Genomic DNA, 14,163 nt, shown 5'->3' with positions numbered 1-14,163 from the left:
AGTTGATGCGTTTTTCGCATGCGACCGACGTCCATGCCGCCGAAAAACGCAGTACGGACAGTCCCGCGCCACGCGGGGCCCATCCTGTCTCGCAGTCCGGGGAGATTGCTCGTGCGCATCCTGATCACCAACGATGATGGCGTGAACGCCGAGGGCCTTGGCGTGCTGGAGAAGATCGCCCGGGCGATCTCGGACGATGTCTGGGTGATCGCGCCCGAATCCGACCAGAGCGGCGTTGGCCACTCCCTGTCGCTCAGCGATCCCCTGCGCCTGCGCCAGATTGACGGGAAGCGCTATGCAGTGCGCGGCACGCCGACCGATTGCGTGCTGATGGGCGTGCGGCAGGTCATGAAGGACTGCCGGCCGGACCTGGTGCTCTCCGGCGTCAACAAGGGCCATAACGTCGCCGAGGACGTGATCTATTCCGGCACCATCGCCGCCGCCATGGAAGGCGCCATGCTGGGCATCCAGTCGATCGCCCTGTCCCAGTCGTTCCCGCCTGGCCTGCGCGAAGCCGCGCCGTGGGATTGCGCCGCGACCCATGGCGAGGCTGTTGTTCGCAAGGTGCTGGAACTTGGCATGGATCCGGACACCCTGGTCAACCTCAACTTCCCGCCCTGTCCGGCGGGCGAGGTGGAGGGCATCGCCGTCACCGCCCAGGGCCGGCGCGATCCTGGCATGCTGGACATCGAGGAGCGCGCCGACGGCCGTCTCATCCCGTATTACTGGCTCACCTTTCGCCGCACGCCGTCGACGCCGCGCAACGGCACCGATCTGAAAGCCCTGTTCGAGCGGAAGATTTCGGTCACCCCGCTGCGCATCAATATGACCGATGAGCCGCTGATGACCCGTTACGCGCGGGGCTTCGCCTGAGGCGAGAATCATGCGTTTGCCTGCCGGGTTCGGGGCAGCTGGCCGGGGCACGGCGTGTCCTGCAACAACATGCGTCGCCCCGACTGATCATTGCTGGTCGCGGATGCCCTGGCGCCCTGGCAAGGGATGTGAAACAGCCGGCGTTCGGGCGAAGTGCGGAAGCGTAGCTTGCGCTTCGTCCGGAATGGCGCGCGCAGCGCCATAAAAAATCCGCCACATCAGGCGAAATGCCACCAGATGCCGATCAGTGGCGCCGGATCCCAGGCGCGGACAACCCGTCGCCAGACGGGGATAATTTCTTAATTAAATCCGCGCTGTAATGCCATGCAGGAGCGGCCGGGGCGTTGTGTCCCGGATGGCGGCGGAGGTGCAGGGTGGCGGCGCTGGCGCAGTTGCAGACACGTGAGAATCCGGTGCGCGAGGAGACGGCGGCCTTCCTGCTGAACCTGCGTTCGCGGGGGATTCGCGACATCGCCATCCTGCGCGCCATGGAGCTGGCGCCGCGCGACATGTTCGCGCCGCGCCGCTTCGCCGATCTGGCCCGCTCGGACGTGGCGCTGCCGCTGCCGTGCGGCCAGACCATGACCTCGCCCATGCAACTGGCGCTGATGCTGCGGGAGCTGGCGGTCAGTCGCGAGCACCGCGTGCTCGAAATTGGCTCTGGCTCCGGCTATCTCACCGCGGTTCTCGCGCATCTGGCCGGGGAGGTGGTGAGCCTGGAGCGGATGCGCACCCTCGCCATCGCCGCCGCCAGCCGCATCAGCCGGCTGGAGCTTGATCATGTGACGGTGGAGGTGGGCGATGGCCTGGTTGCCGACGCAGCCGCCTGGGGCCGGTTTGACCGCATCATCCTGAATGGTTCGCTCGCCCACGCGCCGCCAGGTCTGATTGATGCGCTCAACGATGGCGGGCGGCTTGTGGGCGCCATGATCACGCCGCAGGGGCCGCGTCTGGTCCGGGTCGAGCGCCACGGCGACGCATTGCCGGAAACCCTTTGCGGTCCTCTGCGCCTGCCGCCATTGCAGGCGGGCGTCGCGCAGGCGCTTTAACAAATTTCCGGCGTAGCGCGCGCCGCGCCGGACGCGACGATCCGCAACTGTTCCTGTGTGAATTTCCCGCTATCTGCGCCAAAAAGGTTCCACAGGCGACCAATGGAAACCGTTGCTTAACCTGAATCCGCTTTAACTGCGTGTGTTGCGTAGCCGGTGGATTTCAAATGCCTCATTCGATTCCGACGAACCGTTCTGGAGCGCTGGCCCGGATAGCTGGCGTCAGCCTCCTGTCACTGCTGGCCGCGGCTTGCGCCGCCGATACCCAGCGTTTCGCCGGCCTTGGCGGAACGGACAACATGTCCACCGGCAGCCTGCCGCCTTCCGATGTGCCTGGTGGTTCATCGCCGTCCTACGGCGGTGGATCCTACGGTTCGGCTGGCGGCGGCTCCATGGGCGGGTCATCCGCAGTGCAGACGTCGTCGCTGCCGCCGCCCTCGGGCGCTTCCAGCCAGTCTTCCGGTCATTCCTCCGGGTTTGCCGGCGTTCGTCCTGACGCCATGTCCGGCAGCGCCAATGGCTGGACGGCCTCCGGCGGCGCCACGGTTTCCGTGGGGCAGGGCGATACCGTCCAGACCATCGCCGATCGCTATGGCGTGCCGCCGGCAGCCATTCGCGCCGCCAACAACATTGGCGGCGGCGGTCTGACGCCGGGCTCCAGCGTTGTCATCCCGGTTTACAATCCCGGCGCCAGCTCCGTTGCGTCAGCCTCTTCCGCCGCCCGTGGCGCCGCCCAGCCGGTGGTCCGGCCCGTGGAGCACGCCGCTACGTCCGCGACCCGCGCCGCCAGTCATGTGGCGGCCGCGCCAGGCAAGGCAATGCAGACGGCGCAGGGCGCGCAGCGCAATGTGCAGACGCACGCGACAGCGGCCAACGATCGCACCGCCCAGGTGATCGCAGCTTCCCGCGCCGCCGTGCAGCAGCCCGTCAAGCCCGGCCAGCCGCCGCGGAGCCTGCAACAGCAGGCGCAGACCGTCGCAGCCCAGCCGGGCCAGGCGGCGCAGAAGGTAGCCGTTCAGGCTCCGGCCGCCGCGAAAGCCCAGACGGCCGCCCAGGCCCAGGCCGCAGCAAAGGCCCAGGCTCAGGCCGCCGCCCAGGCGAAAGCCGCGCAGGCCAAAACCGCCGCACAGGTGAAGCCGACTGCGGAGGCGCCCGCGAAAGCAGTCGCCCAGGCCCAGCCCAAGGCTCCGGCTGTCGAACAGAAGGCGCCTGAGCGTCAGCAGGTCGCTGTTGCGGCGCCAGAGGCTCCCGCCGCGAAGGAAGAGGCCGCCCAGGCGTCCGGCGGATCGTTCCGCTGGCCGGCGCGTGGCCGCATCATTCAGGGCTACAACGGTCGCAACGGCAGTGAGGGCATCAATATCGCCCTGCCGGAAGGCACGCCCGTCAAGGCAGCGGAAGGCGGCGTCGTCGCTTACGCTGGCAGCGAGCTGAAAGGTTATGGCAATCTGGTGCTGATCCGCCACGAGAATGGCTGGGTCTCCGCCTACGCCAACAATGGCGAACTGACGGTGAAGCGCGGCGACAAGGTCAGTCGCGGCCAGACGGTGGCGAAATCCGGCCAGTCCGGGAATGTCTCCACGCCCCAGTTGCACTTTGAATTGCGCAAGGGCTCCACGCCGGTGGACCCGATGCCCCATCTCGCCGGAGGTTGAGACCCCACCGGAGAAACAGAAAACGCCCCGGATCCCTCCCCGGGGCGTTTTCTGCTTTTTAAGTTGAAAAATTGAGCCTCGCGCCAGAGCGCAAGGACGCTGGCGCATCGGCGATCCGCACAGCCCAAATTGCCGCGACGCACGCCCCTGGCGCCGCCAGGGCTTCTTCTGCAAAACCGCTTCACCAGACCCAGCAAGACCAGACCCGGCAAGACCCGAGCCTGCAAGTCAGGCGCAACGGCGGGCGTTAACCGATGGCGATCGCCACCTTGCCGAAATGGGCGCCGCTCGACATATGACGGAAGGCCTCGGGCGCTTCATCGAAGCTGAACGTGCGATCCAGCATTGGCTTCAACTGGTTCTGCATGATGGCGCCGCACATGGACTTCAGATCGTCAATGGAGCCCACGGTGACGCCCTGAAGGCGCTGCTGCTGCATCACCATCAGCGGCAGGCGCGGCTCCTGCCTTGCTTCGCCCGCCAGCACGCCGATGAAGCCGATCATGCCGCCAATGCGGAGCGACCGGATCGACTCGTTGAGGGTGCCGACGCCGCCCACTTCCACGACGATGTCCACGCCGCGTCCGCCGGTCAGCACGCGGGCCAGCTTCCCCCATTCCGGCGTTTCGCGATAATTGATGGTTTCATCGGCGCCGAGCGTCTTCAGCCGTTCGATCTTGGCGTCGCTGGACGAGGTGGCGATGACGCGGGCGCCGGCCAGTTTGGCGAATTGCAGCGCGAACAGTGAAACGCCGCCGGTGCCCTGGGTCAGCACGGTGTCGCCGGGCTTTACCTGGCCGCATTTCACCACGGCGCTCCAGGCCGTGAGCGCGGCGCAGGGCAGGCAGGCTGCTTCGGCGTCGCTGAGGTGCGCTGGCGACGCCACCACCGCATGCGCCGGGAACACCCGATACTCACACAATACGCCGTCAACCGAGCCGCCCAGCGCCGCCGCCATCTTCTCGGCGCTGGCCTCGCCGCCGTGCCAGTTCTCGAAGAACGAGCCGATGACCCGGTCGCCTTCCTTCCACCCGCGCACGCCGGGGCCGACCCCGGCGATGACGCCGGCGCCGTCGGACACCGGGATCAGCGGAAACTTCTGCCGCGAGCCATAGCCGCCGCGCACCGTGATGAGGTCGCGGTAGTTCAGCGAGACGGCGTTGATGCGCACCAGCACCTCGCCGCGTCCGGGCGTTGGCCGGTCGATCTCCACCTTGCGCAGGCCGTCGAGGCCGGAGGCGTCCTGAAGCTGCCAGGCTTTCATCATTCACTCCCATAAACAGTTGGCGGCGTTCTGCGCCGGTCAATCGTTTGTTTGATCGTTTGGCGCGACGCTTCCCGTCGGGAAAGCGCCGGGCTCAGTTGCGAAGCCGCTCCTCAATCAGCTTCCGTCGCGCCGGCGTCAACGCCGTCGCGGGATCGCCGGTTCCGAACGGCGGCTGCGGCGCATAATGCATGCTGAGTTCGATGGCTTCGCCCAGTTCACGCCCCACGAGCAGGCCGCAGAGCGCGAGGCCCATGTCGATGCCGGCGGTGACGCCGCCGGACGTCAGATATTTGCCGTCCACATGCACGCGATCCGTGGCGGGCGTGGCGCCCAGCGCGGTCAGCGCGTCATGGGCCCGCCAGTGCGTCGCCGCTGTCCGGTTGCGAAGCACCCCGGCCGATGCGAGCAGCAGGGCGCCGGTGCACACGGAACAGGTGTAGCGGCTGGTCTGGTCGATGCGGCGCAACCAGTCCATTACGGCGCCGTCGCCCAGCATGGCGCGCAAGGCGGAGGCCATGCCGCCGGGGACGATCAGCACGTCGGCAGCGTCCACATCGGCCAGCGCCGCCGCCGCCTGGATGACGATGCCGCCGCCGCAGGTGGCCGGGCCGCCATCCGGCGACGCCGTGACGATGTCGGCTTCGGGCAACCGCGACAGGGAATCATACGGCCCCACGGCGTCCAGCGCCGTCATGCCATCATAAACAAGCAGGGCAATCCGCATGGTTCCCTCCGTTCAGGCGGTGGCTCAGGTCTCCAGCGTCCGGCCGAGCCGTCCGGCAAGGTCCTGGATGTACTGCCAGGCCGTACGGCCGGAACGATAGCCTCGCGTCGTCGCCCATTCCAGCGCGTCGCGGCGCAAGTCGGCCGGATCGATGGCAAGGCCGTAGTGCCTGACATAGCCATCGACCATGGCGAGGTATTCGTCCTGGCTGCACTTGTGGAAGCCAAGCCACAGGCCAAAACGGTCGGAGAGCGAGACCTTCTCTTCCACCGCCTCGCCGGGATTGATGGCGGTTGAGCGCTCGTTCTCCATCATGTCGCGCGGCAACAGGTGCCGGCGGTTGGAGGTGGCGTAGAACAGCACGTTGCGCGGCCGTCCCTCGATGCCGCCGTCGAGCGCCGCCTTCAGCGATTTGTAGGAGGTGTCGTCGGAATCGAACGAAAGGTCATCGCAGAACACGATGAAACGGTATGGCGTCTCACGGAGGATGTTCATCAGCACCGGGAGGCTGGCGATGTCCTCGCGATGAATCTCGATCAGTTTCAGCCGGTCGTCGCCGATCCTTGGGCGGCCGTCGCCATTGTTGATGGCGGCGTGCACTGCCTTGACCAGCGAGGATTTGCCCATGCCGCGCGCGCCCCACAGCAAGGCGTTGTTGGCGGGCAGGCCGCCGGCGAAGCGCGTGGTGTTGTCCTGAAGCTGGTCGCGCGCCCGGTCGACGCCCTGCAGCAGCACCATGTCAACCCGGTTGACGTGCGGAACCGGGGCCAGGCGCGGCGGCGCGGCGTGCCAGACAAACGCGTCGGCGCTGTCATAATCGGCGACCGGGGGCGGTTCCGGCCAGGCGCGCTCCAGCGCCGCGGCGATGCGGTTGAGCGCTTCCGGCGCGCCAGCCTGGGCGAGCGCGGCGGCGAATGCCCCCCAGGAAGTTTGTGACGGATGCTGTTCGTCGTGACCTTCAGTCATGTCGGATGTCCGGATGCTCTGCGTCGTAACGGAATGTTGGCCGGGAAGGGCCCAGGAGCCCCGCAGCAGGCGATTCACTGCGAACGCTCTGGCCAGGGCGGGACGGCGCCCGCCCGCCGGCCTGGCGACGGTCTGTGGAGATTGCCCTGAGCATCGCCGCGGCGATTCTCTCCGGGCCCGATTCAGATGGCAGTTTTCGCCCGCGCCGTCCGTCTTGTCGACCGGCCGCACCGCGTGGCAGCCAGCTGCCTGCGGCATATTTGCGGGGTGTCACGCTGGCGATGCGCCCGGCCCACGGCGCTGTGTTCCACCGCCATGGCGGAAAGTGCGGCGGCCGTCGCATTTTTCGGCAGTTTCTGCGCCGGCGCGTCCTCCTGACACTTGCCTAATTGGCGCCCGGCGCCTATAAGCCGCGCCATCCCACACGTGGAGTTCTTGCCCATGACCCTAATGGGCTGTCCGGTGATCGCGGCTTTTCAGGCTTGCGGTCTTCTCGGCTCCACGGAGGTATAACCGGAGAATATATCATGGCGCTTCCTGAATTCACCATGCGTCAGCTGCTCGAAGCTGGCGCTCACTTCGGCCACCAGGCCCACCGTTGGAACCCGAAGATGAGCGAGTACATCTTCGGCGTGCGCAACAACATTCACATCATCGACCTGGCCCAGTCGGTGCCGATGCTGCACCGCGCCCTGCAGGCGGTTTCCGACACCGTCGCTGCTGGCGGTCGCGTGCTGTTCGTGGGCACCAAGCGCCAGGCTGCCGATTCCATCGCTGAATCGGCCCGTAATTCGGCCCAGTACTTCGTGAACTCCCGCTGGCTCGGCGGCATGCTCACCAACTGGAAGACCATCGCCGGCTCCATCCAGCGTCTGCGCAAGCTCGACGAAATGCTTTCCGGCGGCGCCGCCCAGGCGCTGACCAAGAAAGAGCGTCTGATGCTGTCGCGCGAGCAGGAGAAGCTCGAGAAGGCGCTGGGCGGCATCAAGGACATGGGCGGCACGCCCGACCTGCTGTTCATCATTGACACCAACAAGGAGCAGCTGGCGATCAAGGAAGCCCGTCGTCTGGGCATTCCGGTCGTCGCCATCGTCGACACCAACTGCGATCCGGATGGCATCACCTATCCGGTTCCGGGTAACGACGACGCCGGCCGCGCCATTCAGCTGTACTGCGACCTGGTCGCCCGCGCCGCCATCGACGGCATTTCCCGCGGCGCCAGCGACATGGGCTTCGACCAGGGCGCTGATGAAGCTCCGGCCGCTGAGGATCTTGGCGTTGCCGAGGCTCCTGAAGCTTTCGCTGACGAGGTCTTCGAGGTGCTGGCCGCTCCGCGCGGCGCGCCGGACGATCTCACCAAGCTGCACGGCGTTGGCCCTGAGCTGGAAGCCAAGCTGAACGAAGGCGGCGTCTTCCACTACTGGCAGATCGGCGCCCTGAAGGACGCTGATGTCGCCCGTCTCGACACCGAGCTGAAGCTCAATGGTCGCATCCAGCGCGATAACTGGGTTTCCCAGGCGCGCGCGCTCGTCGAAGCCGCCTGATCGCGGTCTGGTTGACGTCTCTGGAGCGATCCGTCCGGGCGGTCTGATGGCCGTCTGGCGGGAGCTTTGAAACTGATCGGCCCGGCGTTTCATCGACGCCGGGTTCTGCCTGTCTTGGGTTTGGGCTTTGCTTCTGGCAAGGTTGCGATGGCGCCCAGGTTTTTGATTTCACGCATTTTCTTTGGCGCGACTGCGTCGGCCGCGCTTGAAAATGCTCCGGGCCGGACGCATGTTCCGGGCCATATTTTCAGGGGACGACCATGTCGAACATTACAGCCGCAATGGTGAAAGAGCTTCGTGAGAAGACCGGCGCGGGCATGATGGACTGCAAGTCGGCGCTCAACGAGACCGGCGGCGACATCGAGGCCGCGGTTGACTGGCTGCGCAAGAAGGGTCTGTCCAAGGCCGCTAAGAAGGCCGGCCGCGTCGCCGCCGAAGGTCTGGTCGCCGTTGAGTCGTCGGGCAAGACCGCCGCGATTGTCGAGGTGAACTCCGAGACCGACTTCGTCGCCCGCAACGACAGCTTCCAGGCGTTCGCCCGTGAAGCCGCCAAGATCGCCCTCAATGGCGACGGCACGCTGGCCAACCTCGAAGCCGCCCATTTTCCGGGTGAGAGCGTCACCATCAAGGATCGCCTGCAGGACCTGATCGCCACCATCGGCGAGAACATGAACCTGCGCCGCGTCGACCGTCTGCATGTGAACAGCGGCTTCATCGCCACTTACGTCCACAACGCCGCCGGCGAGGGCCTTGGCAAGATCGGCGTGCTGGTCGCGCTGGAGTCGACCGGCGACGTCTCGCTGCTTGAGACTCTCGGTCGTCAGATCGCCATGCACGTCGCCGCCACCAGCCCGGCTGGCCTCGACGCCGCGTCGATCCCGGCGGAGGTGCTGGAGCGCGAGAAGGCGATCCTGCGCGACAAGAACGCCGGCAAGCCCGAGAACGTGCTCGAGAAGATCGTCGAGAGCGGCATGAAGAGCTACTTCAAGGAGAACACCCTTGTTGAGCAGCCGTTCATCCACGATCCCTCGAAGACCATCAACCAGGTCCTGAAGGAGGCTGAAGGCAAGGTTGGCGCGCCGGTCGCCCTGAAGGGCTTCGTGCGTTACGGTCTGGGCGACGGCATCGAGAAGGAAGAAGCTCCGGACTTCGCTGCTGAAGTCGCCGCCGCCGCCAAGGGCTGATTTTCGTCCGGCGGACGCCGCCCTGGTTCGACTGAAATCGACGCGGCGACAATGATCTGGATGGCTATGTTGATCTGATGGATCAGCTGGCTTCCAACGCAGGTTCGGTTGCAGGCCGATCGCGACAATTGCGATCGGGCCGCCGTGACCGTCCGGTTTTACCAACCCCGGCCCGTTTGGCCGGGGTTGGCGCATCAGAGCCTTTTTTGCGAGGCGTAGCCGCTTCGCCAGATCGTGACGGCGTTGTCCCGCCCGCCCTTTGCCGGGCTGGCGGGAGAACGTCGGGCCACCAGTCCAGAAATTTGGGGGATCGCATGCAGGTTAAACGCGCGCTGCTCAAGCTGTCCGGTGAGGCGCTCGCCGGTCCGAACGGGTCGGGGCTGCATGGCGAGACCCTTACGGCGGTCGCCGCCGACATCGCCGAAGCCAACCGCCTGGGCTTCGAGATCGCCATTGTCGTCGGCGGGGGCAATTTTTTCCGGGGCGTCCAGGGCCTCTCGCGCGGTCTCACCCGCAACGCGGGCGATTCGATCGGCATGCTGGGCACGGTGATGAACGCCCTGGCGCTGGAGCACGCCATCGAGGCGGCCGGCATTCCCGCCCGCGCCATGTCCGCCATCGCCATGCCGGCGCTGTGCGAGAGCTACGCCCGCCGGCGCGCCATTGACCATTTGGGCAATGGCAAGGTGGTGGTGTTGGGCGGCGGCACCGGCAACCCGTGGTTCACGACGGATACCGGCGCGGCGCTGCGCGCCGCCGAGCTGGAATGCGATGTGCTGCTGAAGGGCACAAACGTAGACGGCGTCTACGATTCCGACCCGCGCGCCAATCCGCAGGCCATCCGCTTCGACCGGCTGACCCATGCGGAGGCCATCGCCCGCGACCTGAAGGTGATGGACACGGCGGCCTTTGCCCTGGCGCGCGACAGCGGGCTCAGCATCCTGGTGTTTTCGCTGCACAAGCCGGGCGCCATTTGCGCCGCGTTGCGCGGCGAGGGCGCCTTCACGCTGGTCGCGCCGCAATAAGGCGCTGGGGCGGTTTTTCGTTTGCGGTTTTCGTTTCCTGCCGCGCGATGCTCGCGTGCGGCGCGTAAAGCCGCTATGAAGCTGCCATCTGTCCGGGGTGGGGACGGCGTCGCCGCCTCTTCCGCCTGGCGCGCCACGGGCGACGCCACTGAACCAAACCGATTGCCAGGGCGAGACATATGACGACCGCGAATTTCGATCTTGAAGACATCAAGCGCCGCATGACCGGCGCCATCAATGCGCTGCGCCATGACCTGGCGAGCCTGCGCACCGGCCGCGCGTCCTCAAACCTGCTCGATCCGATCTCGGTTGACGCTTACGGCGCCGCGACACCGATCAGCCAGGTGGCGACGATTTCGGTGCCGGAGCCGCGCCTGCTCAGCGTCCAGGTCTGGGATCGCGGTATGGTCAGCGCGGTTGAAAAGGCGATCCGCGAGTCGGACCTTGGGCTCAATCCCAACACCGAAGGCCAGGTCATCCGCCTGCGCATTCCGGAGATGAACGAGCAGCGTCGCAAGGAGATGGTCAAGGTCGCGCACAAATATGGCGAGGAGGCCAAGGTGGCCATCCGTCATGTGCGCCGCGACGGCATGGACCTGCTGAAGAAGCTGGAAAAGGCTGGCGATATCAGCGAGGACGACCAGACCCGCTTTGGCGACCAGGTGCAGAAGGCCACCGACCAGGCCGTGACCGAGGCCGACCAGACCGTCGCGACCAAGGAAAAGGAAATCATGCAGGTCTGACGGGGGTTTTCCAGGGGGAATGCCCGCTCCCCGGCGTAACGATAGCGCGCCGGCGTCGGATGCGCCTGCCTGTCACAGGCGGGATATGGTAAAGCAGGCGGGAGCCCGTCCCGCCGGAGGCATGGGTCGGCCAGATGCTGGTCACTCCGGCCATGTCTGGTCGGCTCGGGGGACGCATGGGCGTTGCAGGTGACAATTTGACGACGCCCCCGTCCGGAGACGTGGATGCCGGCACGACGCCTGCGGTGCGCCATGTCGCCATCATCATGGATGGCAATGGCCGCTGGGCGACCCGCCGTGGTCTGCCGCGCGCCGAAGGCCACCGGCGCGGCGTCGAGGCGCTGCGGCGCACGGTCCGCGCGGCCGTCGATCTCGGCCTCGAATATCTGACGGTATATTCGTTTTCCTCGGAGAACTGGCGCAGGCCAGCCGCAGAGGTTGGCGCGCTCATGGGGCTGCTGCGCCTGTTCTTTCGCCGCGATCTCGCTGATCTTGAGAGCATCAACGTTCGCATCCGCTTTATTGGCGAGCGGGAGGGGTTGAAGGGCGACGTTTGCGCGATCCTTGAGGAAGCCGAGAAGCGCACCGCGCACAACACCGGGCTCAACCTCGTGGTTGCGTTCAACTATGGCGGGCGGCAGGAAATCACCGCTGTGGCGCGACGTATTGCTGAACTGGCGGTCGCTGGCCAACTGAAGCCTGGGGACGTTTGCGAGGGACTGGTCAGCCGCATGCTCGATACCGGCGGCATGCCTGATCCTGACCTGGTTATCCGCACGTCAGGCGAGATCCGCACGTCCAACTTCCTGCCTTGGCAGACGGCCTATTCAGAATATGTGTTCACGCCCGTGCTGTGGCCTGATTTCGACGGGGAGGCGTTGAGCGCCGCCATCGCCGAGTTCGCCCGGCGCGACAGGCGCTTTGGCGGCGTTGGCGAGGCCGGCGTCCAGGCTGGGGGAGGCAAAGAGGCTTGAGCGGCGGATTCCTGTCAGGCGGCGCCGGCGGAGGGCGTTCCGAACTTGGGCTGCGCACCGCGTCGGCCATCGTTCTGGGCGCTGTGGCGCTCGGCTCCGCCTGGAGCGGCGGCTGGCCGCTGGCCATCGTCTGGTCGCTGGCCGGCGCTGTCGCCGCCCGCGAGTGGTGCGCCATGGCCCAGCCCATCCCCGCGCCAGCGCGCGGCCCCGCCGGACTGGCCGCCGCCGTCGCTGTTGGTCTGACCGGTCTCGCAGCCTTCGCTGGCTGGCCGGAAGCGGCGGTGCTCGCTGGCGCCGCTGCCAGCGCCGGGCTCGGCTACGCCATCACCCGCTCGGGCGCGGGCGCCTTGCAGACGCTGCTCGCCTTTGCCGTCGGCGCCGTGCTGGCGGTCACGCCGGTCGCCGCGCGGCATCTGCCGATGATCGGTCCCGGCGTTCTGCTCTGGATGTTCGCGGTGGTCTGGACCACCGACATCGCAGCCTATTTTACTGGCAAAACATTCGGTGGGCCGAAGTTGTGGCCCCGGGTCAGCCCCGGCAAGACCTGGTCCGGGTTCGCAGGCGGAACCCTGTTCGGAGCCCTGGCCGGGGTGGCGCTGCTCACCCTTGGATTCGGCTGGAGCCTGTCGTGGAATCTGGTCGCCGTGTCGGCGCTGGCCTCGGTGCTCGGGCAGGGCGGCGATCTGGCTGAATCGGCCCTGAAACGTCATGCCGGCGTCAAGGATTCTGGCGCGCTGATACCCGGCCACGGCGGCGTTCTGGACCGTCTCGACGGCTTCTGGGCAGTGACCGCGCTGGTCGCGGCCGGCATGCTGCTTGGGATTCTCTGATCATGGACGGCAAGCGATGAGCGTGCATCTCCACACCGCGCCCGAGCGCTCGCCGGAGTCGGCTACGGGCGTTCGCCGCGTGACGGTTCTGGGGGCCACCGGGTCCGTTGGTCGCTCGACTGCCGCCGTGCTGGAGGAGCATCGCGACCGTTTCCGCGTCGCCGCCCTCGTGGCGGGCTCCGACATCGATGGCGTTGCCGGCCTCGCCCGTCAGCTTGCCCCGGAATTCGTCGCCATGGCCAACCCGTCGCTGGGCGCGGCGTTGCGTGATGCGCTGGAAGGGACCGGCGTGGCCAGCGGAGCTGGCGAGGCGGCGGTGGCCGACGCCATCGCCCTTTCCTGCGACGTGGTGGTCGGGGCCATTTCCGGCGCTGCCGGCCTGCGCCCGACGCACGCGGCGATGCAGCCGGGACGGGTGATGGCGCTCGCCAACAAGGAGTGCCTTGTCTGCGCTGGCGAAGCCTTCATGCGCGACGCGGCGGCGCGTCGGGTGGCGGTTCTGCCAGTCGATTCCGAGCACAATGCGCTTTTTCAGGCTTTGGGCGCGGAGACTGTCGACAGGGTGGAGCGCATGACGCTCACCGCTTCCGGCGGTCCCTTCCGCGACTGGTCCGCCGACGCCATGGCCGACATCACCCCCGCCCAGGCGCTGGCCCACCCCACCTGGGCCATGGGGCCCAAGATCAGCATTGATTCCGCCACGCTGATGAACAAGGGGCTGGAGCTGATCGAGGCCATGCACCTGTTCGGCCTGCCGCCGGAGCGGCTTGACGTGCTGGTGCATCCCCAGTCGGTCATCCACGGGATGGTTGCCTTCACGGATGGATCGGTGACCGCTGGCATGGCCTCGCCGGATATGCGCATTCCCATAGGTCATTGCCTCGGGCTGCCGGAACGTCTCAAGCTGTCGACGCCACGTCTGGATCTGGCGAACATCGGCTCCCTGACATTCGGCGCGCCGGATCTCGCGCGATTCCCGGCGTTGCGGCTGGCCCAGGAGGCGATGGCCGCCGGCGGCGGCGCCGCCGCCGTGCTCAACGCCGCCAATGAGGTGGCTGTCGCCGCCTTTCTCGCCGGGCGCATCGGCTTCTGCGCCATCCCGACGCTTATCGCGGGCGTTTGCGAAACCATGGCTGGCGCGGCGGCGCCGTCCAGCATCGACGACGCCCTTGAGATCGACGCGGAAGCCCGCGCCAGGGCTACGGCGGCGTTGCGGGCGGGGTGCGCCGGCTGACGGCGGGCGGCGGCCTGTTTCGGGCGCTGGCGCCCGAATACAGCCAGGATTCAGTTTGATATATGCACAGGGGCGCCATAGCGTTTTCCTCGCGGGGC

13 protein-coding genes are annotated in these 14,163 nt (G+C 67.1%); 10 read left to right on the top strand and 3 right to left on the bottom strand.

Annotation, left to right across the window (positions count from 1 at the left end):
- The first annotated feature begins 111 nt into the window (after nt 1–111).
- The 3 genes from surE (at nt 112) to IE243_RS04945 (ending at nt 3,574) form a co-directional block, all read left to right on the top strand.
- Entirely contained in the window at nt 112–873 is a 762-nt protein-coding gene (gene surE / locus IE243_RS04955; protein WP_191318232.1) for a 5'/3'-nucleotidase SurE, read from the top strand.
- Between the two features lie 374 nt (nt 874–1,247).
- The gene (locus tag IE243_RS04950) at nt 1,248–1,922 is read left to right on the top strand and encodes a protein-L-isoaspartate O-methyltransferase family protein (protein ID WP_191318231.1); all 675 of its coding nucleotides are present in this window, start codon (nt 1,248–1,250) and stop codon (nt 1,920–1,922) included.
- Between the two features lie 167 nt (nt 1,923–2,089).
- A complete protein-coding gene (locus tag IE243_RS04945; protein ID WP_191318230.1) occupies nt 2,090–3,574 on the top strand; it encodes a LysM peptidoglycan-binding domain-containing M23 family metallopeptidase in 1,485 nt (494 codons plus the stop codon).
- 247 nt (nt 3,575–3,821) lie between these two features.
- Here the strand turns inward: IE243_RS04945 and IE243_RS04940 are convergent, their stop codons facing one another.
- The 3 genes from IE243_RS04940 to IE243_RS04930 form a co-directional block, all read right to left on the bottom strand.
- Nucleotides 3,822–4,838: a zinc-dependent alcohol dehydrogenase family protein gene (locus tag IE243_RS04940; protein ID WP_191318322.1), complete on the bottom strand. Its 1,017-nt coding sequence runs from the start codon at nt 4,836–4,838 to the stop codon at nt 3,822–3,824.
- Between the two features lie 94 nt (nt 4,839–4,932).
- Nucleotides 4,933–5,565, bottom strand: a complete 633-nt coding sequence (locus IE243_RS04935; RefSeq protein ID WP_191318229.1) for a DJ-1/PfpI family protein — start codon at nt 5,563–5,565, stop codon at nt 4,933–4,935.
- Nucleotides 5,566–5,589: 24 nt separating this feature from the next.
- The gene (locus IE243_RS04930; RefSeq protein ID WP_191318228.1) at nt 5,590–6,531 is read right to left on the bottom strand and encodes an ATP-binding protein; all 942 of its coding nucleotides are present in this window, start codon (nt 6,529–6,531) and stop codon (nt 5,590–5,592) included.
- 527 nt (nt 6,532–7,058) lie between these two features.
- Here IE243_RS04930 and IE243_RS04925 point away from each other — a divergent pair.
- The 7 genes from IE243_RS04925 to dxr all read left to right on the top strand — a co-directional run bounded on the left by IE243_RS04925 (nt 7,059) and on the right by dxr (nt 14,065).
- Nucleotides 7,059–8,075 (top strand): 30S ribosomal protein S2, encoded by a 1,017-nt coding sequence (locus IE243_RS04925; protein ID WP_191318227.1) that lies wholly within the window; start codon nt 7,059–7,061, stop codon nt 8,073–8,075.
- 260 nt (nt 8,076–8,335) lie between these two features.
- Complete coding sequence (gene tsf, locus IE243_RS04920) at nt 8,336–9,259, top strand: translation elongation factor Ts (RefSeq protein WP_191318226.1); 924 nt, start codon at nt 8,336–8,338, stop codon at nt 9,257–9,259.
- Between the two features lie 314 nt (nt 9,260–9,573).
- A complete protein-coding gene (gene pyrH / locus IE243_RS04915; RefSeq protein WP_191318225.1) occupies nt 9,574–10,284 on the top strand; it encodes a UMP kinase in 711 nt (236 codons plus the stop codon).
- 179 nt (nt 10,285–10,463) lie between these two features.
- Entirely contained in the window at nt 10,464–11,027 is a 564-nt protein-coding gene (frr, locus tag IE243_RS04910; RefSeq protein WP_191318224.1) for a ribosome recycling factor, read from the top strand.
- A 197-nt stretch (nt 11,028–11,224) separates the two neighbouring features.
- Nucleotides 11,225–12,001, top strand: a complete 777-nt coding sequence (locus IE243_RS04905; protein ID WP_244642755.1) for an isoprenyl transferase — start codon at nt 11,225–11,227, stop codon at nt 11,999–12,001.
- Nucleotides 11,998–12,831 carry a phosphatidate cytidylyltransferase gene (locus IE243_RS04900; RefSeq protein WP_191318222.1) on the top strand — a complete coding sequence of 278 codons (834 nt, stop codon included), beginning with the start codon at nt 11,998–12,000 and terminating at the stop codon, nt 12,829–12,831. The genes IE243_RS04905 and IE243_RS04900 overlap by 4 nt, the downstream gene beginning before the upstream one ends.
- Nucleotides 12,832–12,847: 16 nt before the next feature.
- Nucleotides 12,848–14,065, top strand: coding sequence for a 1-deoxy-D-xylulose-5-phosphate reductoisomerase (gene dxr, locus IE243_RS04895; RefSeq protein WP_191318221.1), 1,218 nt, complete (start codon nt 12,848–12,850; stop codon nt 14,063–14,065).
- Nucleotides 14,066–14,163: the final 98 nt, after the last annotated feature.

The sequence above is a fragment of the Camelimonas fluminis genome, from assembly GCF_014656355.1.
GTDB lineage: Bacteria > Pseudomonadota > Alphaproteobacteria > Rhizobiales > Beijerinckiaceae > Camelimonas > Camelimonas fluminis.
The sequence above is the reverse complement of the archived record's forward strand: the minus strand, read 5'-3'. Positions and strand labels throughout refer to the sequence as shown.